The organism is Spirosoma sordidisoli, assembly GCF_004138325.1.
GTDB lineage: Bacteria > Bacteroidota > Bacteroidia > Cytophagales > Spirosomataceae > Spirosoma > Spirosoma sordidisoli.
Window position 1 is genome coordinate 613,217 of the sequence record NZ_SBLB01000005.1, and the last position, 20,354, is coordinate 633,570.

Annotated in this window: 18 protein-coding genes; 4 read left to right on the forward strand and 14 right to left on the reverse strand. The window is 57.3% G+C overall.

Annotated elements, in window-relative coordinates; genetic code table 11:
* Positions 1-23: 23 nt before the first annotated feature.
* The 14 genes from EQG79_RS20275 to EQG79_RS20340 all read right to left on the reverse strand — a co-directional run bounded on the left by EQG79_RS20275 (position 24) and on the right by EQG79_RS20340 (position 16,129).
* Positions 24-1,571 carry a M28 family peptidase gene (locus tag EQG79_RS20275; RefSeq protein ID WP_077919330.1) on the reverse strand — a complete coding sequence of 516 codons (1,548 nt, stop codon included), beginning with the start codon at positions 1,569-1,571 and terminating at the stop codon, positions 24-26.
* Positions 1,572-1,654: 83 nt separating this feature from the next.
* The gene (locus tag EQG79_RS20280) at positions 1,655-2,554 is read right to left on the reverse strand and encodes a LysR family transcriptional regulator (RefSeq protein ID WP_077919329.1); all 900 of its coding nucleotides are present in this window, start codon (positions 2,552-2,554) and stop codon (positions 1,655-1,657) included.
* Position 2,555: 1 nt separating this feature from the next.
* Complete coding sequence (locus tag EQG79_RS20285; RefSeq protein WP_077919328.1) at positions 2,556-3,209, reverse strand: DUF3226 domain-containing protein; 654 nt, start codon at positions 3,207-3,209, stop codon at positions 2,556-2,558.
* Positions 3,206-4,273 carry an AAA family ATPase gene (locus tag EQG79_RS20290; RefSeq protein WP_077919327.1) on the reverse strand — a complete coding sequence of 356 codons (1,068 nt, stop codon included), beginning with the start codon at positions 4,271-4,273 and terminating at the stop codon, positions 3,206-3,208. The genes EQG79_RS20285 and EQG79_RS20290 overlap by 4 nt, the downstream gene beginning before the upstream one ends.
* A 73-nt stretch (positions 4,274-4,346) precedes the next feature.
* Entirely contained in the window at positions 4,347-5,378 is a 1,032-nt protein-coding gene (locus EQG79_RS20295) for a hypothetical protein (RefSeq protein ID WP_129603513.1), read from the reverse strand.
* 6 nt (positions 5,379-5,384) lie between these two features.
* The gene (locus tag EQG79_RS20300) at positions 5,385-7,061 is read right to left on the reverse strand and encodes an FAD-dependent oxidoreductase (RefSeq protein WP_129603515.1); all 1,677 of its coding nucleotides are present in this window, start codon (positions 7,059-7,061) and stop codon (positions 5,385-5,387) included.
* A 4-nt stretch (positions 7,062-7,065) separates the two neighbouring features.
* On the reverse strand, positions 7,066-8,631 hold the full coding sequence (locus EQG79_RS20305; protein WP_129603517.1) for a polyamine aminopropyltransferase: 1,566 nt from the start codon (positions 8,629-8,631) through the stop codon (positions 7,066-7,068).
* Entirely contained in the window at positions 8,624-8,839 is a 216-nt protein-coding gene (locus EQG79_RS20310; RefSeq protein ID WP_077919323.1) for a DUF350 domain-containing protein, read from the reverse strand. The genes EQG79_RS20305 and EQG79_RS20310 overlap by 8 nt, the downstream gene beginning before the upstream one ends.
* An 11-nt stretch (positions 8,840-8,850) precedes the next feature.
* Positions 8,851-9,042, reverse strand: coding sequence for a hypothetical protein (locus EQG79_RS20315; RefSeq protein WP_129603519.1), 192 nt, complete (start codon positions 9,040-9,042; stop codon positions 8,851-8,853).
* A 7-nt stretch (positions 9,043-9,049) separates the two neighbouring features.
* A complete protein-coding gene (locus EQG79_RS20320) occupies positions 9,050-10,348 on the reverse strand; it encodes a DUF4178 domain-containing protein (protein WP_077919321.1) in 1,299 nt (432 codons plus the stop codon).
* A complete protein-coding gene (locus tag EQG79_RS20325) occupies positions 10,345-10,692 on the reverse strand; it encodes an S-adenosylmethionine decarboxylase family protein (protein ID WP_077919320.1) in 348 nt (115 codons plus the stop codon). The genes EQG79_RS20320 and EQG79_RS20325 overlap by 4 nt, the downstream gene beginning before the upstream one ends.
* A gap of 23 nt (positions 10,693-10,715) precedes the next feature.
* The gene (locus EQG79_RS20330) at positions 10,716-14,363 is read right to left on the reverse strand and encodes an ABC transporter permease/M1 family aminopeptidase (RefSeq protein WP_129603521.1); all 3,648 of its coding nucleotides are present in this window, start codon (positions 14,361-14,363) and stop codon (positions 10,716-10,718) included.
* Positions 14,364-14,534: 171 nt separating this feature from the next.
* Positions 14,535-15,434: an ABC transporter ATP-binding protein gene (locus EQG79_RS20335; protein ID WP_129603523.1), complete on the reverse strand. Its 900-nt coding sequence runs from the start codon at positions 15,432-15,434 to the stop codon at positions 14,535-14,537.
* Positions 15,435-15,601: 167 nt separating this feature from the next.
* Complete coding sequence (locus tag EQG79_RS20340; protein WP_129603525.1) at positions 15,602-16,129, reverse strand: DUF2480 family protein; 528 nt, start codon at positions 16,127-16,129, stop codon at positions 15,602-15,604.
* A gap of 68 nt (positions 16,130-16,197) precedes the next feature.
* Between EQG79_RS20340 and dnaN the strand changes: the two genes are divergently transcribed.
* The 4 genes from dnaN (at position 16,198) to EQG79_RS20360 (ending at position 20,171) form a co-directional block, all read left to right on the forward strand.
* Positions 16,198-17,319 (forward strand): DNA polymerase III subunit beta, encoded by a 1,122-nt coding sequence (gene dnaN / locus EQG79_RS20345; protein ID WP_077919316.1) that lies wholly within the window; start codon positions 16,198-16,200, stop codon positions 17,317-17,319.
* Positions 17,320-17,402: 83 nt separating this feature from the next.
* Positions 17,403-18,641, forward strand: coding sequence for a TCR/Tet family MFS transporter (locus EQG79_RS20350; RefSeq protein WP_129603527.1), 1,239 nt, complete (start codon positions 17,403-17,405; stop codon positions 18,639-18,641).
* 315 nt (positions 18,642-18,956) lie between these two features.
* Entirely contained in the window at positions 18,957-19,511 is a 555-nt protein-coding gene (locus tag EQG79_RS20355; protein WP_077919314.1) for a peroxiredoxin, read from the forward strand.
* A 75-nt stretch (positions 19,512-19,586) separates the two neighbouring features.
* Positions 19,587-20,171, forward strand: coding sequence for a carboxymuconolactone decarboxylase family protein (locus EQG79_RS20360; protein ID WP_317126258.1), 585 nt, complete (start codon positions 19,587-19,589; stop codon positions 20,169-20,171).
* The last annotated feature ends 183 nt before the right edge of the window (positions 20,172-20,354 follow it).

Consider the following 20,354-nt stretch of genomic DNA (forward strand, 5'->3'; position numbering starts at 1 on the left):
TCAGGGAAGCCTGATTAGTTTGCTTACTGACCATACAAGGCTTTTCCGGCGGCTTCATACTTATCGCCCGCTACCCATTGGGGGCGGGTAGCGCGGTCGGCAATCAGCCGGGCCATGTGCGCATACGCCTGGCAGAAGCGATGCAGGTAGCCAAAATTGATGGAGTCAGGATTGTCGATCGCCTGGTGGTAATATTTGCCGATGGCCGCGTCGAAGGCCGTAAAACCCGGGGCGATATCGGGAGCGGGTACGCCTTTGATCGCAAAATTAACGTTGTCGGACCGGTCGAAGAGGCCCTGCTCGGGGGCGGGTTCGGCAAAGATACCGAGGCCAAACGCTTTGGCACCGGCTTCTATTTCGGCTTTGGCGCCGGTTCGCTCCAGCCCGATGACCGAAATGAGCGTGGTGTCGTTATAGCCGGCCCCGTCCGTGTTCAGATCGAAGATCGTTTGTTTCAGCGGTACCAGCGGATGCTCGGCGTAATACCGGCTGCCGAGTAACCCAACTTCTTCACCCGTCAGGGCCAGCACCAGAATAGAGCGCTTAGGCCGTTGCTGGGTCAGCGACTTGGCCGCCGACAGCAGGGCTACCGTACCGAAGGCGTTGTCGCGCGCGCCGTTGAAGATGCTGTCCGATGGCTGGTAGGGATTGCCGCCCTGTTTGCCCACGCCAACATGGTCGAAGTGCGCCGACAGCACAACGTACTCGTCTTTGAGTTTGGGGTCAGTGCCTTCAATAATGCCGGCTACGTTGGCCGACGGAGCCGTTGAGCGGGGTCGTCCCGACGTACGCAGCGTAACCGACTGGCCGGGCTCTTTCAGTTGTTTATACTGGTTGTTGGTATTGTTGACCCACAGATGAGCCACCGGGGCACCCCCATCGGCCGGAGCAGGCAGGCTGACCTGTTCGCGACTGAAATACTGGTTAACGAATCCCCACGGAATAGACTCGGCATACAACTCGATCAGGGCCGCTGCCCCTTTTTCGGTAGCCAGCTGGCGCTTCCGGTTCGACGCCCGGAAGATTTCGCCCGGTCCTTTGGCCTCCGGAGAGCCACCCTGCGCCACGACAATACGACCTTTCACGTCGCGGCCTTTGTAGCCATCTTCGGCATCGGTCAGACCGTAACCGACGTAAACGACCTCGCCCGACAGGGTAGATGGCCCACCGGCCATCACGACCAGTTCTTTCCCGAGCCGGAGCGTATCTTTCCCCAGCGTCAGCGTGGCCATCGTGGCCGACCCGACCCGCTCGAACGCGATGGGCTGAAAATAATCGTTTCCTTCACCAGCGGGCCTGAGGCCTAGCAGCCGAAACTGCTCGGCAATGTAGCGGGCGGCAATCCGGTTGCCGGGTTCGCCGGTGCGCCGACCCTGTAGTTCGTCAGAAGCCAGGAAGCGGAGGTGTGTTTCGGGTTCGGTACGGGGGAGCCGTTGTTCGGGGAGGAGGGCCGATGGTGCTGCGTTTCTGGCTTTGGCAGGTGGTGCTTTGGCCGGGCGTGGCTGAGCCGTTACGCTGGTGGTAGCGACGTACAGGCCCGTCAGCAGGGCAAGTAACGAATGCGTTTGCATGATGATTGGGTTTGGGCGGTAAAACTACGAAAAAGGGAGCGAGGCCAGGCAGAACAAGGGATGATCGGTTGGCCGTCGGGGGGCTAGTCCCGGCGTTTGTAATGCTGGCGCGCAAAGCGCATGAACGTATCGGGCAATCCTTCGCTGACGCCCTGCAACTGGATGGAATAGAACTCGCGGTTAATGGTCAGGTTCTGCACGTCAACGATCTTGAGCGTACCGGCCCGTAGTTCTTCCTGAACCGCAAATACCGACACAAACGCGATGCAGCGCGAATAGCTAAGGTAGGATTTGATACCTTCGGTGCTGCCCAACTGCATCTCGATGGTGAGGTCAGTCAGTTTGATGCCCTGCCCCCGGAGCGCGTGTTCGATCACTTCGAGCGAGCCCGAACCGCGTTCGCGCAGCAGAATAGGAGTAGCCTTCAGCTCATCGAGGGTGATCTCGTCGCGGTCGGCCAGCGGGTGGTCGGCGCGGCAGATCAGTACCAGTTCGTCTTTGACGAACGGGGTATAGCGGATGTCGCTGTGGTGGGTTCGGCCCTCTACCAGCCCCAGGTCGATATCGTTCCGGAGCAGCGCCTGCTCGATCTGTTCGGTATTGCCGTTCAGCAGCGAAATGCTGACATCGACCGACTGTTCATGAAAGCGGGCCAGGATAGGTGGGATAACATATTGGGCTACGGTCGTACTGGCGCCGAGCCGAAGCGCACCGCCCGGTTCGCCTTTGAGCGCGTTCATGTCGAACTCCAGCTGTCGGTAGGTAGCCATAATGGTTTCGGCATGACGCAGCAGCAGGCTACCGGCGGCCGTCAGGCTGATTTGGTTACCGCGCCGGTCGAACAGGGCCGTACCGAACTGGTGCTCCAGCTCCTGAATGTGTTTGGTTACGGCGGGCTGCGTCACGTACAGCTCGGCCGCAGCTTTGGTAAAGCTGAGCCGCTTGGCAACGGTATAAAAAACGTTCAGGCGAAAGTCGAGCATGCTATGGGGTGTTGAACAGTCGGTTCAGCCAGGCAACGAAGCGCAGGCAGAGATCGGCGTCATGGTTAAGATACGTTGCCGTTATCGCTGTTCCCATCGGTTTGCCGGGCTCCTCCTGCCAGGCGAGCCAGGTATGAATAAGCGCTTTTTTTTGATGAATGAGCGGGTAACGGTTTATACCCTGTTGCTCGATGGTAGCTATAATTTGTTGAGCATGTACGTGTAGACGGTCATCGGCAGGAATCAATCGCTCCACAAAGTGCTCCAGCATACCGGGGGTGGTTACGTTGTCGGGCATCAGCCAGATGCCAATTGTCGGATTTCGGCCATCGCCCGTAATCAGGGTCCCATTCGAGTTGGGTGAAGCCGTTACCTGATACGATTTGCCAAGCAGGACCTGACGTATGCTATCCCAGCGTGCCTGCAAATCAGCGTCTGCATCGAGCAGGACCCCAATCACATCGACGGTAGGTCGCTGCCGCAGGATCTGCGCGGTAAGTTGATCGGCTATCTTGTCGACGCCCTGACAGTCGATGATCTCGAAATTATCATCCAGGCGGTGTTTGTCCCGAATGCTGGCTACAACGAATAAATCATCTTTGCCTTCAACGAGCAGTTTGAACGGAAGTTTTTTGCGGTCAATATACGTACTCATCGGGGGTCAACCTGAACGCGGGTGGTAGCCTGAATATCGTCGGCATCATAAACGGTTGCCACAATGTTGTCTTCATAGTTTTCGAGCCGGATCATGGTACCAGAGTCGGGGGGCAGCGACCCGGCGTTGAGGACGGCTGAGAAAGCGTCAACGCAGTCGAGACTATGCGTCGTGGCAAAAACCTGGATGTTGAGCCGCTCAGCCAGCGAAAAGATAACTTCCCACAATTTCTCCTGAACGGAATAATGCAGGCCATTTTCAAATTCGTCGATCAGCAGGTATCCGTTTTCGCAATTAACCATGGCAAGAATGATTGCCAGAATTCGGTTGATACCATCGCCCATTGAGCGGAGAGGAAGTTGCTGATTGCTATCTTCCAGCCGCACTATTGGATACCGCTTATTGCTCACAATATCGGTTCTGAAGTTTAGTTTGCTAACTCTGGGGTCAATGATCCTGAGTGCGTATATAACCTCTTCTTCCCAATCAGTTGTGGCAATTTCGTCGTAGAGGTGCCCTACGTTTACGGTGTTGATTTCGTTCGAGCGGATGAACTGGGTTTTGATGTCTCGAGGCTGCAGAAACGAAAAATCGCTTCGCGTTTTGGCATCGAGTATGTGGTAAGGCTGTATGATATTGTGATCTGCGTCAGAGTCTACTTCAAAAAATAACAGCTTCCTGGTCGGTGTTATCTCTACTTCCGAAGGGGCTGGCTCCATCAGACGCAGACTAAGCGTTAACTGACTTTTTATACCGTTCCGGTCAGTGGTAATCTGAGCTGAATCTTCTTTTGTACGGCTTACGCGGTTGGTAAACAGGGATGCCAGCAGCGCCTGAGCGCGTAGTTGCGGATCTTCAGATGTTGATTCAAACGTGCCATCTCTGGTTTCCAGTATCTCATATATAGTCTGGAACCGCCCGTAGTTGGCCCATACATAAATTGCCTCCAGTACCGACGTCTTACCCGTGTTGTTCTTGCCAACCAGCAAGTTTACCCGCCCTAGCTTCCCGATGGTCAGGTGACGCAGGTTGCGGTAGTTTCGGATGTCGAGAGAGCGTAACATGGTTGTTAATGTTAATACCAGTCAAAGTACGGGTTAATACGAATACGAACAAAAAGCAGCACCTACTGGCTTCTCAGGTAGCCGTTCCGGTGTCGCGTCGCCAGATGAATCCGTCCAGTACGTAATGCGTTGCCTGCGGAAGGGCCAGCAGCGGAACCAGTAACGCGAGCAGCCAGTCGCTCTGAACGGTCGGCAGCGCCTGGAAGCTGCCGAATACAGCCCCGTGTTCGCGCCAGACCAGCCCGTCCCAGAAGCCTTCTTCCAGATACGCCAGCCCGATCACGACGCCCAGAAAAAGGACCAGACGCAGCCATACGCGCTGCGCCAGCGCCGACCGGCGCCTGAACCGGGGCGGGTTGGTGAGCCAGATCAGGGCCAGATACGGAATGCCGTGCGATACGACGTTGAGCAGGGTAAACGCCAGATCGCCGTTGAGGTAAACAATACCGACGTACCACGACAGGGCTGTACCGAGCACCAGCAGGTTGCGGGGCAGGTTAACGGTGCCGTATCGGAAACCCGTGACCAGCTCTTTCGCCAGATACAGGCCGAGCAGACCCACGTACAGAAGCGTAGCTACCGCCCGACCCAGGGGCCAGTCGATCTGCCAGAAATCGCCGTCGGTAAACCAGTTGAAATTGCGGTCGGGTGTCAGGTGCCAGATCAGCAGCGGATAAAGCGTGGCAGCATAGATCGTTATGGCGTCGAGCCAGGCAAATCGACCCGATTCGGTACGGGCATAGAGCCGTAAAAAGCCGTACTGCTGCCGGACGAAATGGAAAACCGCCAGATAGGCCAGCGCCCGCCAGAATACCCCCGCGCCCAGGCTGTGCAGCCCAACGCCGATGAGATAACAGATGACCGGTACCCCAACGAACAGCCACCGCTGCCGCCGAAACCGCGCCCGGTCGAAGTAGGTGCGAAACAGGGTGCTGTATACATGCGCCACATCGATCAGGACGACGAGCAAGAACCAGCTCACCACCGGCATGTCGGTGGTGGTCCGGTAGCGGTCGGGCAGGAGCGCTACGATCAGCAGGGCTATAAACGGCGGCATCAGGATGAACACACCATCGTAGCGCGGAGAACGAATCCAGGGTTGCATGGGCCGTCAGACGGGGTTGGTGGATGGGTGCAGTGCCTGAACTATTTCGCGGGCGGCCCGGATGCCCTGATAAAAGGCTTCTTCAAACAGAGATACCCCGCTCAGGTCCGAATGGGCGAAAAACAGCTGCTTGCCGATCGGACGCATGGCCTGCTGCCGTGCCTCTCCCCAGACGAAGCCGGGCGTGGGCGCCACCATGCCATGCCCCCATAGCTGCACATCGACCCGCTCAACAGAGGGCGTAACGCCGGGGTGTAGCGTCTCCAGCTCGGCCAGCACCTGCTGAACCCAGTCTGCGTAGGTCGACTGGTAGGCGCGTCGGCGGGCTTCGTGGGGCGGGGCGTCGGTAAGGGGCCAGTAGAGGGTTATAACCCGTTTGGGCTGGTCGCTCACGTCCTGATGGTTGGCGGTGATATAGCCTACCGAGGCCGTATTGTAGCCGACGTTATCCCAGCAGAGAGGCATACCGCCACCCTGAGGGAGGCTGTTGACGGTCAGGTTGGCTACCAGCCAGGGCGCGTTATGGACCCGATCGGCGAAGGCGGCCCGGTCGGGAGCCAGGGACCTGAGCAGTGATTTCGTTACAAACTGCGGAGTGGCCAGCAGCACCGCCTTCGCCCGGATGGCGATAGTCTGTTGGGCGGTCACGTCATAGCACAGCACCCGAACCTCGTCCTGCTGAGGCTGAATAGCATAGGCCAGATGATGAGTCAGCAGGTTCGGCTGTTCCGGTGGGCTGTCGACGGACTGGCGGAGGTGGTCGAGCAGAAAGCCGTTTCCCTGGGGCCAGGTCAGCACATCGCTGGATGCAACGAGGCCTCCCGTCTGCGTACGGCCCTGGCCTTTCCGGGCGGCAAAATAATGCAGCCCGGCCCAGGCCGATACCGTTTCGGGGGTGGCGCCGTAGTCGTCACGGCATGCATAGGTCAGGTACCAGCGCAGATAGGGCGAGGTGTACCCGTGCTGGTCGAGGTAATCGGCGAAGGTGACGGTATCCAGCGCCCGAAAAGTAAGGTCGGCCGATGATTGGTCGAGCGGAATGGCAAACGCATCGCGACCATCCTGCCCTTTGGCCTGTTTCAGGGTGTCGATGAGGGCGAAGAAGCGCGCCAGCTGCGCCCGGTCACTGGCCGGAACCCCCCGCTCCGGCACCAGCCCTTCCTGCCAGTGCCCGTCAATGAGCAGTCGTTCCTGTGGGTCGTGGCAGAGGTGGTATTCGTTGTAGATGGGCTGACCCTGGTCGGTATGTCCCGTTATGGTGCCGGTGTCGCGCAGAAAATCGATCAGTTCGGTGTTGCGCGGATCGGGTATGGGCAGGTAGTGCGCCCCCCAGGGGTAAGCCGATACGGTGTTCTGGCCGTGGCTCGAATTACCGCCGGTTTGCTCGTCGAGTTCAACCAGCAGCGTATCGGAAAGCCCCTGCCGGTGCAGCCACCGCCGGGCCGACAAACCGGCTATACCACCGCCTATGATCAGCACATCGACAGTTCGGTTGCGGGTGGGTGCCGGAAACGTCATGCCTCCGCGCAGCAGGTGACCGACCGCCTGGTTGGCGCCACGCAGCTGACCCGCTATGGGTACCCGGGCAGTAGTCGACCGGCAGCTTTCCAGGGCCCAGGGGCCGGCCAGCAGGCTCGCCAGGCCAAGCCCCGTCTGCTGCAGAAAAAATCGGCGGGTTGGCATCGGCTTAGTGGCTGTAGGGGCCCCAGTCATCGTCAAAATAACGAACCAGCGCCTGGTTGTTGAGTCGGTTAATGTCGGTGGGGAGTTCGGCCATGTCGGTGGGGAAGTGGGTCAGGTCGGCCAGGGTTCGGACGTTGATATAGCGCAGCCCGGCCGGAAGCCTGACGGCGCGATGAACCGGCGATAGCGGCCGGTTTCGGGCGGCCAGCACATAGCCCCACTCCCCAAACGACGGTACGTAGGCATGGTAGGGCAGGGTCCGGAACCCAACGGCCCCGAGGGTATGTGCAATACACCAGAACGAGCGCCGGGCTACGTAGGGTGAGGTCGACTGAACCACCACGACGCCGTTTGCCGACAGAAGCTTGTCGAGCTCGCTGTAGAAAGCGGTGCTGTACAGTTTACCGATCGAATAGTTGGCCGGGTCGGGAAAGTCGACCACGATCAGGTCGTAGCGGCTGGTGTCCTGCCGAACGAACAGAAACGCATCGGCATTGAGCACCTGCACCTTCGGCGACAGCAGCGACCGCTGGTTCAGCGCCAGCAGCATCTCGTTCTGCTGAAACAGCTGCGTCATGCCGGGGTCAAGGTCAACGAGCCGGATGGCATCGAGTTGCGGATATTTCAGCAGCTCCCGTACCGCCAGCCCGTCACCACCGCCCAGTACCAGCACCCGCCGGGCCGACGGATTTTGCTGCATGGCCGGATGAATAAGGGCTTCGTGGTAGCGATACTCATCGGCCGACGAAAATTGCAGGTTGCCGTTCAGGAACAGCCGCCATTCGCGGGCGTTGCGCGTCAGCACAATGCGCTGGTACTGGGTGGTTTTACTATAGATGACCTTGTCCTGAAACGCCAGGCTTTCGGTATAGGTCATGATCCGGTCGGCTCCCACGAACCCGACCAGCATCAGCCCCGACGCGACGATCATAGTCAGGGTGAAGCTGCGCCGGTAGGGCCGCGTTTCCTGAAATCGGTACAGTACCACAGCCGCCACCGCCAGGTTGAGCAGTCCGAAAAACAGCGAGGTACGCACCAGACCCAGCTGCGGCACCAGCACCAGCGGAAAAATCAGCGAAGCCAGCAGCGCCCCGATGTAATCGAAAGTAAACACGCGCGAAACCAGATCTTTAAAGGCGTACCGGCCTTCCAGAATCCGCATGAGCAACGGAATCTCCAGGCCGACCAGCACCCCCGTCAGCCCCACCAGCGCGTAGAGGACCACCCGGAACGACTGCACGTATTCGAACAGCACAAACAGCAGCGGGGCCGACCAGCCGCCGACCAGGCCGACCAGTATCTCGATTCGGATAAACCACTTCAGCAGCGCTCCGTCGAGGTATTTCGAGAGCCACGAGCCAATGCCCATCGCAAACAGATAGGTACCGATGATGGTCGAAAACTGGGTAACGGAATCGCCCAGGAGGTAGCTGGCCAGCGTACCGGCAATAAGCTCGTAGATGAGTCCGCAGGTAGCAATTACAAACACCGACACCAGCAGCAGCACCGGCAGCAGGTCGGGCCGGGATGCGTTGCCGCGCGTTGATCGGGGTTGTTCTTCGCTAACCATGAATGGCCGAACTGATGATCAGGGCTACGGACAGCATGAACGCAGCCGCCACGATAGCCAGCGCGGTATTGTGCTCCTCCATGATCTCTTTCCAGAGCGTTTTGGGCGTGAGCTTGTCGAAGATGTAAAAGCTGACGACCAGAATCAGGATGCCGATCAGGGAGTAAACAACCGATGCCGTGATCAGTTTGGGGTTCAGGTATTCCATAAGGGTAGCGGTTATTTGTGGTAGAAATGAGTACGGCCAACGCGGCCACCTGATCGTCCGCCCGAGCTGTAGCCCTGCCGTTTCTCGACCGACTCATCATCGTCGCCGAGCAGGCGGGTGCCGGTAATGGTAGCCCAGGTGAAAACGCCCAGCACCAAAAGTACAACCAGGCCGTAGAGCCGAAGGGGTTTGAATTGGTTCATCGGTGTATCAGTCGTCCATGGCGCCGTAGTCGCTCTCGGCCCAGCGCCTTTGTTCAAAACTGGCTTGCTGGATGTAGCTCACAATGGGGTAGATCAGCAAAGCCGCCAGTATAAGAAAAATGTTGGAGTGCAGGGTGGTGTTCTGTTTTACCGTGATGCGAACCGGAGCCGGCATGGCGTTTTCGGCATAGGGCTGCACCTCCAGATGATACCGCCCCGACGGCACCCGCGACAGTACGGCCGATTCGCTCTGGCGGCCTTCGGTCCAGCTTTCGCCCCCGCTCACCCCCGAGTAGTATTCAATGCTTTTGGCAAACTCGTAGGCGTCGCCCGTCTGGTCGTTGACGAGCCGCACCGCCAGCTCGACCCATTGGTTAGTCAGGGTCGTATTCATCTGAACAGCGAGGGCGGTGGGCCCTTCTACCGCAAACGAAGGGCTGATAAACTCGCGCAGGGCGTTGCCTTTCGTGGAGTCGCGCTGACTGAAAAACGACTGTTCGATCAGCGTGGGCGACGACCGAAATCCGTTAAAAATCAGCATGATTAGCAGTACGGCCAGACAGGCCCCAATCGTCAGCGACACGAGCGGAGCCAGTAGGCCTTCGGTGGGCGAGGGCTGTATAGCGCCTACGCCCAGCGGCTGCGGCAGTTCGTTGTCGAGTCCGAAGGCGTCGGCAATGGCCTGCCGGGAGCGGTGCTCGGCCCGGTACCAGCTTGCTTCCTGTTCGTTCTTCTGCTCGCTGGAGAGCATGTAGGGGGGCGCGATGAACTCGTATACCGTCAGCGCTTCATCTTCCCGAATATTCCAGTCGAACTCCCCAACGGCCGCCAGCAAACGGGGCTGGTAGTGGTGGTACAGCTGGTAATCCCGATCGTCGTCATTGACGGTCCAGGAGCGGGCCGATTCTTTCAGGATGGTGTAGTCGTTGCGCGGGGCCGGCCGGACAAACTGCCAGTGGCCGTTATACTCGGCCAGTTGCGCATAGCCGACTACCGGGCTGTACAGCACGTACTCGCTCCACTCGGCTGCTGCTCCGGCCTCGGTCTTGCGCATGAACCCCACTACGCGGTAGGCGTTGCCGCCCAGCGTACCCGTTGCGCCGATCGGTATCAGCGGCTGGGTACTTAGTTTCTGCAGGGTATGGATAATACGCGGTGGCCCCTCGTGTTCGTATTCGAACAGGGTAGCGCAGGCCGGGCAGGCGTAGAACGAGCTGCCCGTAACGTCGTAATACGTGATCGACGTCTGGCAGTTCGGGCAGGTCAGCGTGGCCAATGGGGGTGTGGTCGGTGCAGACTCGGTCATCGGAGCAGTTCGGTTTTGGTTTGCTCGATGCCCTGAAAGAACGACAGGGTTTCGGTGTAGATCTGCCGGACCCGCGCCTGGTTGTCGCGCCGGTAGTTGGAGAGAAACACATCGAAGGTTGCCAGTCCGTATTCGGGCCAGGTGTGCATCGCGATATGCGACTCGGTTAGGCAGATCGTCACCGTGAAGCCGCCGTTCGGGAAGCTGTGATACACCTCGCCAACGTTGGTCAGGCCGAGGGTGTCGACAAGCTGGTCGAAGTGCCGTTTGCAGCTGCCGGCATCGGTCAGGGTCGATGCCGGCGCTGTAAACTGGGCCAGTATGTGCAGGCCGGGGCTATACATAGTTCGTTTAGGAAAGCCGGAAGTTACAACAGATCGACAGTCACCAGATTGTCGTCGGATACGCGGTCGATGAGTTTGTTGTACGGGTCTATACCGGCTTTGACTGGTTTGCCTTTTACGGTTACGTCAATGACCTGCTCGCCGGGCCGAATGCTGCGCTTCTGCATCAGCAGCGGCACTTTGATGGTCAGGCCGTCTTTGTTTTTACTATCGGCAGCCAGTACCGCAATATCGGCCACGACGGGGTTTTTGCCTTTACTAATCTCTTTACCGGTCTTGTCGTAATACTGCGTTTCGGAGCGGATGTAGAGCCGGACCTGGTAGCGATCGTTGCCGAGAGCTTTGGCTTCGGCTTTAGTGATGCGGTTGTCGTAGAGCGTCAGCTTCTCGAAATTGTCGGTCAGCCAGGGCCGGAGCGAGTCGGGGGTGGCCGCTTTCAGAAAGCCGTACCATTCCAGCGAGGTCGTAAAGGGGGCTTCCTGCCGGAAACGGGCGGCCTTCATATAGTCGTTAAGCGCCTTGTTGACCCGCTCTTCGCCGATATAGTCCTGCAGGGCGTACATCAGCATCGATCCCTTCTGATACCAGACATAGCTGCGGGTATCGTTGTCGAGCATATTGGCCTCGAACTTGTCTTCGTTCGAGCGGCCACGCAGGTACTGGTCGAGGGCGTACTTGAGGAACTTCGGCATGGCATCGGCTCCGTACCGCTGTTTCAGCACCATCAGCGCCGAATATTCGGCCATGGTCTCCGAAATCTGGTTGGCGCCCCGGGTGCGGCTTGGCATGATCTGGTGACCCCACCACTGGTGGGCTACTTCGTGGGCGGTTACGTAATAGGCGTAGTCGGTTTTGTCGGGGTCGCGGAAGTCGCCCACCCAGCCAAACTCTTCCGAATACGGCACCGTGGTCGGGAACGACTGCGCAAACGAGGCATAGCGGGGGAACTCCAGCACGCGCAGTACCGGATACGGGTAAGGGGCGTAATTCTTCGTGTAATAGCTGAGCGATGCCTTCATACTGGCCATAAACCGGTCGAGGTTGCGCTCGTGGCCGGGCTGGTGATAGATCTCCAGCGCCACCGTCTGGCCATCGGGGCCGGTCCATTTGTCGCGTTTGACGCCGTAGCGGGCCGAACACATACTGAAAAAGTAATCGGAGAAGCCGGGCAGCTTATACTTAAAATACTTGCGCGGCTTACCGTCGGGCCCGTTGGCTGTCCAGGTTTTCAGCAGCTCGCCGGGCATGATGGCCGTCTGGTCGGGGGTTGTGGAGATGGTTCCTTCGAAGGTAACCCAGTTGGCATCGGTCGTGAACAGAAAATCGCGCAGGCCGCGCGGGTCGGTCTGGGTGGGTAGTGCCCACTCCTTGATGGGCAGGCTGTACTTCTTGCGATACTTGTCACTGCTTAGTTCCGCGTCGCCGTTATAGCCGAAGCCGGGCAGGATACCGACGTTGAAGAAGGTGCCGTTGCTCAGGACATCCCGGTCATTACCGCTGTTGGCGAACCCGACATACTGGCCCGTTACGGCCATCTCCATGCGCGCACTGTCGCCGGGAATAAGGGGTTTGGCCAGCCGGTAGATCGTATAGCCCATCGCTTCGTCGTTGAATACCTTGCCGGGGGCTATACCGTTGATGGTGAAGCGCGTCAGGCTGCGGTGAAAGTTGTCGGGCGCCATGCTGATATGCAGCGAGTCGATGGGTCGATCGCCCTTGTTGACGATCACAAACTGACCGGCTGCTACGGCTTTGAACTCGTCAGGATAGACATCCACGTTTACCCGGGCGCTGGTAATTTTGGGCTGGAGTACGTTGCGGTATTTGCTGTACTTCTTCTCGTAGTTGGCGAGTCGTTCCCGCCCTTCGTCGGCTGAGTAATACCGGTTTTTGACGCTGACGTTCGTGTAAATCCAGGCGCCCATGCTCACGAAAGCCAGTAGCAGGATGGCGAATACGGCAATCGATACCCGACCCATCCGCTGCCGGGCCAGCTGCCAGCGGGCTTTGAAGGCGGTATCGCTACCCCGGTTCCAGAACCACAGGGCCAGCACCAGCAGCAGACCACCAAACGCATACCAGTAGGCCCGGAAGGCGAACAGGCCGGTCAGATAATGCCCGAAGCCGTTCATGTCCGAAATGGTAACCCCGCCCCCCGAAAACGGAATAGCCAGCCGGTAGCCGAACTCGGCAAACTGCGGCACGGCCCAGATCACGATGTATACGGCCAGCGTAACGATATGACCCGTGAACTTCTGGTTGACGAGCGTATGGACAAAAAAGGCCAGCATCACCAGCTGGAAATACTGGGTAAAGCCAATGGCGAGCAAATCGCGGAAATACAGGCCAAACTCGTAGTTGAAGTACCCTTTGACGGTCTGGTTCAGCACCCCCGATACCAGCACCAGGCTGCACAGGAGCAAACAGACATACAGCATCGACAGCAGCTTGGCGCCGTAGTTCATCCAGTCAGGTACGGGCAGGGCATCGGCAATGGTATCGTAATGCACCGACTTGTCGCGGTGAACGACCTCGCCGGTATAGAAGATGAGGACGATCAGGACGAAGAAAAAGAAGGTGCCGTTGCGGGCTTCGAGCATGGCGTAGGTCGTGGGCAGCGACGGCGTTCCGTATATCTGCGAGCCGAACCAGCCGTCGAGGAACAGGAAGAGCACCGCGCCGAGCAGAATGGCGATGAAATACGGATCACGAACAATGCTGCGGAACTCCAGCCCGGCCTGCCTGACCATCTGCCGAACGTAAGCACTGGTCTGGAAAACAGGCGTCGGTTTGGGCAGACTGGCCAGCGACGGGGCCAGCACCGGTTCATCGGCTCCTTTCTGTTTTCGGCCGAGTTTAACCGCCAGGAATCGGGTGAAGCTGAACCTGAACAGGGTCAGGCCGAAGATCAGCAGCGCTACGGCGCCCCAGATCAGCCGGTTGGTGAGCAGATCGCCTTCCAGGGGTGCCAGGAGCGTATTCTGCTCAACCGGCGTCCAGTATTTGGTGGCGTTGTCGTAGGCGTAGGACCCGAACGGATCGAGGAGGTTGACCAGGCGTTTGTTATCGAGATCACTGGCCAGGGTGCTGCCCAGCAGGTACCCGATGAACAGCAGAATGCTGGCTGCGTAGGTCGTAAAGACCTGCCGCGAAAAGGCAACCAGCCCGAAGAAGATGCTGCCGACCAGAAACATGTTCGGCACGACAAACAGCAGGAAGGGGTAGGCATAGTCGCGGAACCGGATCGGCCCGAAGCGTTCGGTGTTGTCGGCCAGGTTGAACACCGGCCCCAGCAGCGACCCCACCGCAATGCCCAGCAACCCGACGATCATGATCCCCAGCAGTACGACGAACGAACCAAAAAACCGCCCCAGCAGATAGCCCCGCTCGGTAACGGGGAAGCTAAAGAAGTAATTTTTGGTGCTGTGTTCGATGTCGCGGTAGACCGGTACGCCCATAATAGCCGAAGCGATGAGCATACCGAAGATCGTCAGCACCACAACGAACTGGCTGACGGCATAGGGCGAGTTTACGTTGGTTTTCTCGGAGGCCGGACCACTGCCATAAATGACAAACAGGAACGTGAACAGGAATAAAATCAGGGCGTAGAGGTACGTGGCCGGTCGTTTGAGCCGGTACGCCACTTCAAAACGAAATATTTCAAGAAACATAAGTCGTAAGGGGGTTAGAACATAAACCTAAGTCGATCAGGCGGGCAGTCATCGTTCCCAGCGTTGTGCATGATTCACCGTGGTCCGTGTCCTCACGGACCACGGTGACCAGGTCAGGTGGTGCGTGCGGATCGGGACGCCGACCGCACGCACCACCTGACCTGGTCACCGTTAGACCGTCGTGACTTCCATGCGCTCTGTGATCTTGGCGAAGTAGACGTCTTCCAGGTCGGGCGTTACGGCGTCGAAACCGGGTATCGGCCCGTCGCTGTAGGCGTGTAGCCGGGTTTTGCCGCCTTTTAGCTGGGTCGAGATGACGCGGTGCATCGCCCGGTAGGTATCGATCTCGGTTTTCTCCACAAATTTCTGCCAGACTTTACCGTGCAGATCGGCCACCAGGTCGTTGGGATTTCCCTGCGCGACGACCTCGCCGAGGCAGATAATGGCCATGTCGGAGCAGAGGTTCGTGACGTCTTCAACAATGTGGGTCGACAGAATGACCACCGTATTTTCGCCAATTTCGGCCAGCAGGTTATGAAAGCGGTTGCGCTCGGCCGGGTCGAGGCCCGCCGTGGGTTCGTCGACAATGATGAGACGCGGGTTGCCGATGAGGGCCTGCGCAATGCCGAAGCGCTGTTTCATACCCCCCGAAAAGGTACCGAGGTTCTTCTTCCGAACGGTGTGCAGGTTTACTTTCTGCAGCAGGCCCGATACCAGCTCTTTCCGCTCGCGTCCGTTGGCGATGCCTTTCAGCGTAGCGATATGATCGAGCATGGCCTCGGCCGTTACGCGGGGATAAACCCCAAACTCCTGCGGCAGATAGCCCAGCAGTCGTCGGGTGGCGTCTTTCTGGGTCAGCACATTCAGGTCGGCCCCGCCAACATCGGTCAGCGTGATGCTTCCGCTGTCGGCCTCCTGAAGGGTGGCGATGGTACGCATCAGGCTCGATTTGCCAGCCCCGTTGGGCCCCAGGAGCCCGAACATGCCCTGCGGAATGGTTAGCGTTACATCTTTGAGCGCGTGAACCCCGTTCGAATAGGTCTTGGAAAGGTTGCGGATTTCGAGTTGCATACAAAGAGTGGGTAAAAAGTTTGGGGAAAGTCAATTTATAGCAAATAGTTACAAATTGAACAGTAAAAAAAGCCAAACTTGATCGGGCGGCTGATTCTGGTTGTCTAATGGCAAAAAAAAGCCCCATCCGTCGACCGAATGGGGCTTTTTTTGTTATTGCAAACTACTCAGGACCTGATGGGTTTGGGAACCGATCGTTTATAGAGCGGCACCGTGCTACAGGGCTCACCGAAGAGCAGACTCTGCACCACCGGCCTCAATACCCGCGTCAGCTCCACGTAGGCCGACGTGGGCACCGGTACTTTCGAGCAGCCTTTCACTACAACACGCGCATCGCGGTAGGTCTCGGGGTCGATCCGGGCAATGGCGTCGAGGTATAGCTTTGTCTCCAGATCGGCCAGCGACCCGAAAACAACGGTATGCGCATAGGGCTGGAGCTGCAGGGTCAGCAGCATGTAGGCCCAGGTCGGAACAATAGCATCTTCGGTACAGGTGATCGCTACATTTTTGCCCGCGTACTGGCTCCAGTCGTGTTCTTTCAGGAAAGCGCGGAAGTCTTTTTCTTTCAGAATAAGCCCCATGTAGAGGTTATCTTTCAGGTCGTAGACCAGGCGCTCGCCCGGGTGATAAAAGTCTTCCAGATCGAGCGTTACCAGGCCACTATTGGCTACTCGGTTGACCAGTTCTGTTTCCATCCGTCTCAGTATTTTTTGCTACTTTTGTAGATATATATCATCATGTCACGCCCCTAAACAACAGGCCCATGAAATTTATCGTTTCCTCGTCCGTCCTTCTTAAAAATCTTCAGCATATAAACGGGGTAGTGGCCACGAATCCCATCGTTCCCATCCTTGAAAACTTCCTGTTTCGTATTGAAGATGGTACGCTGACCGTTACGGCTTCGGACCTGCAAACGACCATGACCACCCAGATTCCGGTCGAAGCCAGCGAGAACGGCGCCATTGCCATTCCGGCCAAGCTGCTGCTCGATACCCTGCGTAGTCTGCCCGAACAGCCCGTTACCGTCAACATAGATACCGACACCTTCGGCACTGAAATCCTGACCGACAACGGTCGCTACAAACTCTCCGGCGAAAACCCGATCGACTTCCCAAAACTACCGACCGTGGCCAAGACTCTGTCGGTCGATATGACGTCGGATATTCTGCTGAGCGCCATCAACAATACCGTCTTCGCCACCAGCACCGACGATCTGCGTCCGGCCATGACGGGGGTATACCTGCAACTGTCGACCGACAATGCTACCTTCGTGGCTACCGACGGTCACCGCCTGATCCGCTACCGCCGGACCGACCTCGGCTCGGCAGCCAGTGCGTCGCTGATCGTACCGCGGAAGGCGCTGCAGCTGCTCAAAGCCTCGCTGCCGGAAAACGTGCCGGTGGTGGCCGAATTCAGCCAGGCCAACGCGTCGTTCACCTTCGGACCCACGCAGCTGATCTGCCGCCTGATCGACGAGCGTTTCCCCGACTACGAAAACGCCATCCCGACCAACAATCCCAACGTGATGACCATTGGCCGGACCGATCTGCTCAACTCGCTGAAGCGGATTATGATCTACGCCAACCGCACTACGCACCAGATTCGGTTGTCGCTCAAAACCAACTCGCTGACCATCTCGGCCGAGGATCTCGACTACTCGAACGAAGCCAACGAGAAACTGCTTTGCGACTACGATGGCGAGCCCATGGAAATCGGCTTCAACGCCAAGCTGATGTCCGAAGTCCTCAGCAACCTGAGCGCTAAGATGATTTCGCTCGAAATGTCGGCTCCGAACCGGGCCGGTCTGCTGATTCCTGCCGATAAAGAAGAAAATGAAGATATTCTGATGCTGGTCATGCCAGTGATGCTGAATACATACGCGTAAAAAAGAGTGAAGAATGATGAATGATGAATGGGTAATCGCTCGCGCAATACCTGTTCATCGTTCATCATTCTTCATTTATCATTATGGCCAACCCTGCTGTATCTGACCGTCGCGGCCCGGCGCTCATCTTTATTTTTATCACCCTCCTGATTGATGTAACGGGGCTAGGCATCATTATTCCCGTTGTTCCGAAACTGATTGAGCAGCTTATTGACGGCGACATTAGCGAGGCCGCCCGCTACGGTGGCTGGCTGACGTTTGCCTACGCGGCTATGCAGTTCATCTTCTCGCCGGTACTGGGTGGACTCAGCGATCAGTACGGTCGCCGGCCGGTGCTGCTGTTTTCGCTGTTCGGCTTCGGCCTCGATTACGTCCTGACCGGGTTTGCGCCAACCATCGAGTGGTTGTTTCTGGGGCGGCTGCTGGCGGGCGTTACAGGGGCCAGCTTCACAACGGCCAGCGCCTACATTGCTGACATCAGCACTCCCGAAAAGCGGGCGCAAAATTTCGGACTGATAGGCGCTGCGTTTGGGGTTGGCTTCATCCTGGGCCCGGCGCTGGGTGGTACGCTGGCCCAGTTTGGGTCGCGCACGCCGTTCTTCGTCGCTGCGGGGCTTACGTTTCTCAACTTCCTGTACGGGTTCTTCATCCTGCCCGAATCCCTGGCTCCCGAAAACCGACGCCCTTTCGACTGGCGACGGGCCAACCCGGTCGGGTCGCTGCTGAATCTGGGTCGCTATCCGGTTATTCTGGGGCTGGTGGCCTCGCTGGTGCTGATCTACATTGCCGGTTTTTCGGTACAGGGCACCTGGACGTTTTATACCATCGAGAAATTTGGCTGGGACGAGCAGATGGTTGGCTGGTCGTTGGCTACCATCGGGCTGGCGTTTGCTATCGTTCAGGGCGGGTTGACGCGAATAATTATTCCTAAACTCGGTCAGGAGCGATCGGTCTACGTGGGGCTTCTGTTTTCGGCGGTGGGTTTCGCTCTCTTTGCGGCTGCCACCCAGAGCTGGATGATGTTCGCGTTTATGGCTATTTACGCCATGGGCGGCATTGCCGGGCCTTCGGTGCAGGGGATCATATCGACCCAAGTACCGGCCAACGAACAAGGCGAGGTACAGGGCGCGCTGACCAGCCTGACCAGTACTACATCGATTTTCGGCCCGCTGATTATGACCAACCTGTTTTCGTACTTCACCAGCACCGAGGCACCCGTTTACTTTCCGGGCGCGCCGTATGTGCTGAGTGCGGTACTGACCCTGATCAGCGCCGTTCTGGCCTGGCGCGGTTTCCGGAAACCCAAGCTGGTAAGCGTATAAACCAGCCGTTACCAGCCAATTTTATGAACGACACCTGGCTAAGCAGTCGGGTGTTTTTTTATGGGCCACAGCACTATGGTTCAATTTTTCTTTAATGCGGTAGCCTGATTCAAATTGTATTATAGGAAGATGCGGTTAGGCGATGATTAGGTTTTGAGTTGAGGTGATAATGAACAATACAATTCGCTATTAGAATAATGAAGGCATATAGTTTATCTATTTCTCATTGATAAAATCAATAGTAGTAAATATGATATAGGCGCCTATTTTTGTACAGAAGTAAGTCGTTACAATTGAATACAACCTGTTTTGTCTATGAAAAATCATATCGTTTCGGTAGGGTCAGAATTTCCCGAGTTCAAGAAGTTGGCGGTGGTGTCGCTCGATAAAGGCAACGAGTTTTACGAAATCTCGTCAGACGACCACAGACAGGCTGGCAAATGGCTCGTGATGTTCTGGTGGCCGAAAGATTTTACCTTCGTTTGCCCCACCGAAATCGCTGAGTTCAACAAAAAATTTGACGACTTCGAAGACCGTGACACCATGCTCGTAGGTGCCTCGACCGATTCGGAGTTCGTTCATCTGGCGTGGCGCAAAAACCACGACGACCTGCGCGGGCTGAAGTTCCCGATGCTGGCCGACACCTCGAAGTCGCTGGCCGATGAGCTGGGTATTCTGGAAGCTAACGAGAAAGTAGCTTACCGCGTTACCTACATCGTTGATCCACAAGGTATTGTTCGGTGGGTGGCCGTTAACGATCTGTCTGTAGGCCGTAACGTAAACGAAGTACTGCGCGTACTCGACGCCCTGCAAACCGACGAGCTCTGCCCCTGCAACTGGACCAAAGGCGAAGCCACCCTGGCCGCTTAATAACTAAGCGATCGATACGATAAACCGGCGTGAATGAGGAGGATTGGTTTCCTCATTCACGCTTATACGCTTTACATGATGACAACGACACTGAATGACACGGCCCAATCGTTGCTGAGCAACCTGGGCATCGATACAACGGCTGACTTCCCGGTGCTGGAGCAGCTGAGTGATAACCGGTATCTGCGCGATCTGAAAATCAACGTTAGCAATGTGCTGAACAACAGCCAGCACCTGACCAGGAAAGAAGCGCTGCTGCTGGCCCTGTCGGTAGCCGCTAACGAAAAGCAACAGCTGCTGATCGACGCCTTTACCAAAGCCGCCGAAGCTGAAGGAGCCACGGCCGCCGAGCTAAGCGAAACGCTGGCCTGCACGTCGCTGCTGAGCACGAACAACGTGTACTACCGGTTCCGGCACTTCATGGATAAAGAGTATTACACCACGGCCCAGGCGGGTATCCGGATGAGCATCATGATGACGCCAGTACTGGGTAAGGAGTTTTTCGAACTCATGAGCCTGGTCGTTTCGGCCGTGAACGGCTGCGAAATGTGCGTTCGGTCGCACGAGGAGAGCGTACTCAAACACGGTGCTTCCGAAGCCCGCGTGCTGGACGCGATTCGCCTGGGTGCTGTTATCAAAGGATTGATTACGGTATTGTAAGCAACTGTTTCCAAAGGACCCCGTCAGGGGGTTTACCCCTGACGGGGTCCTTTGGAAACATGAGTCATCCCGAATTTTAGGGAGTTGACAAAAAGGAACCTCCTTTCTTAGCTTTGAGCATCACCACAACGCCAAAGCCAGAAAGGAGGTCTTTTTATGTCAACGACATGCTCACAAAAAAAA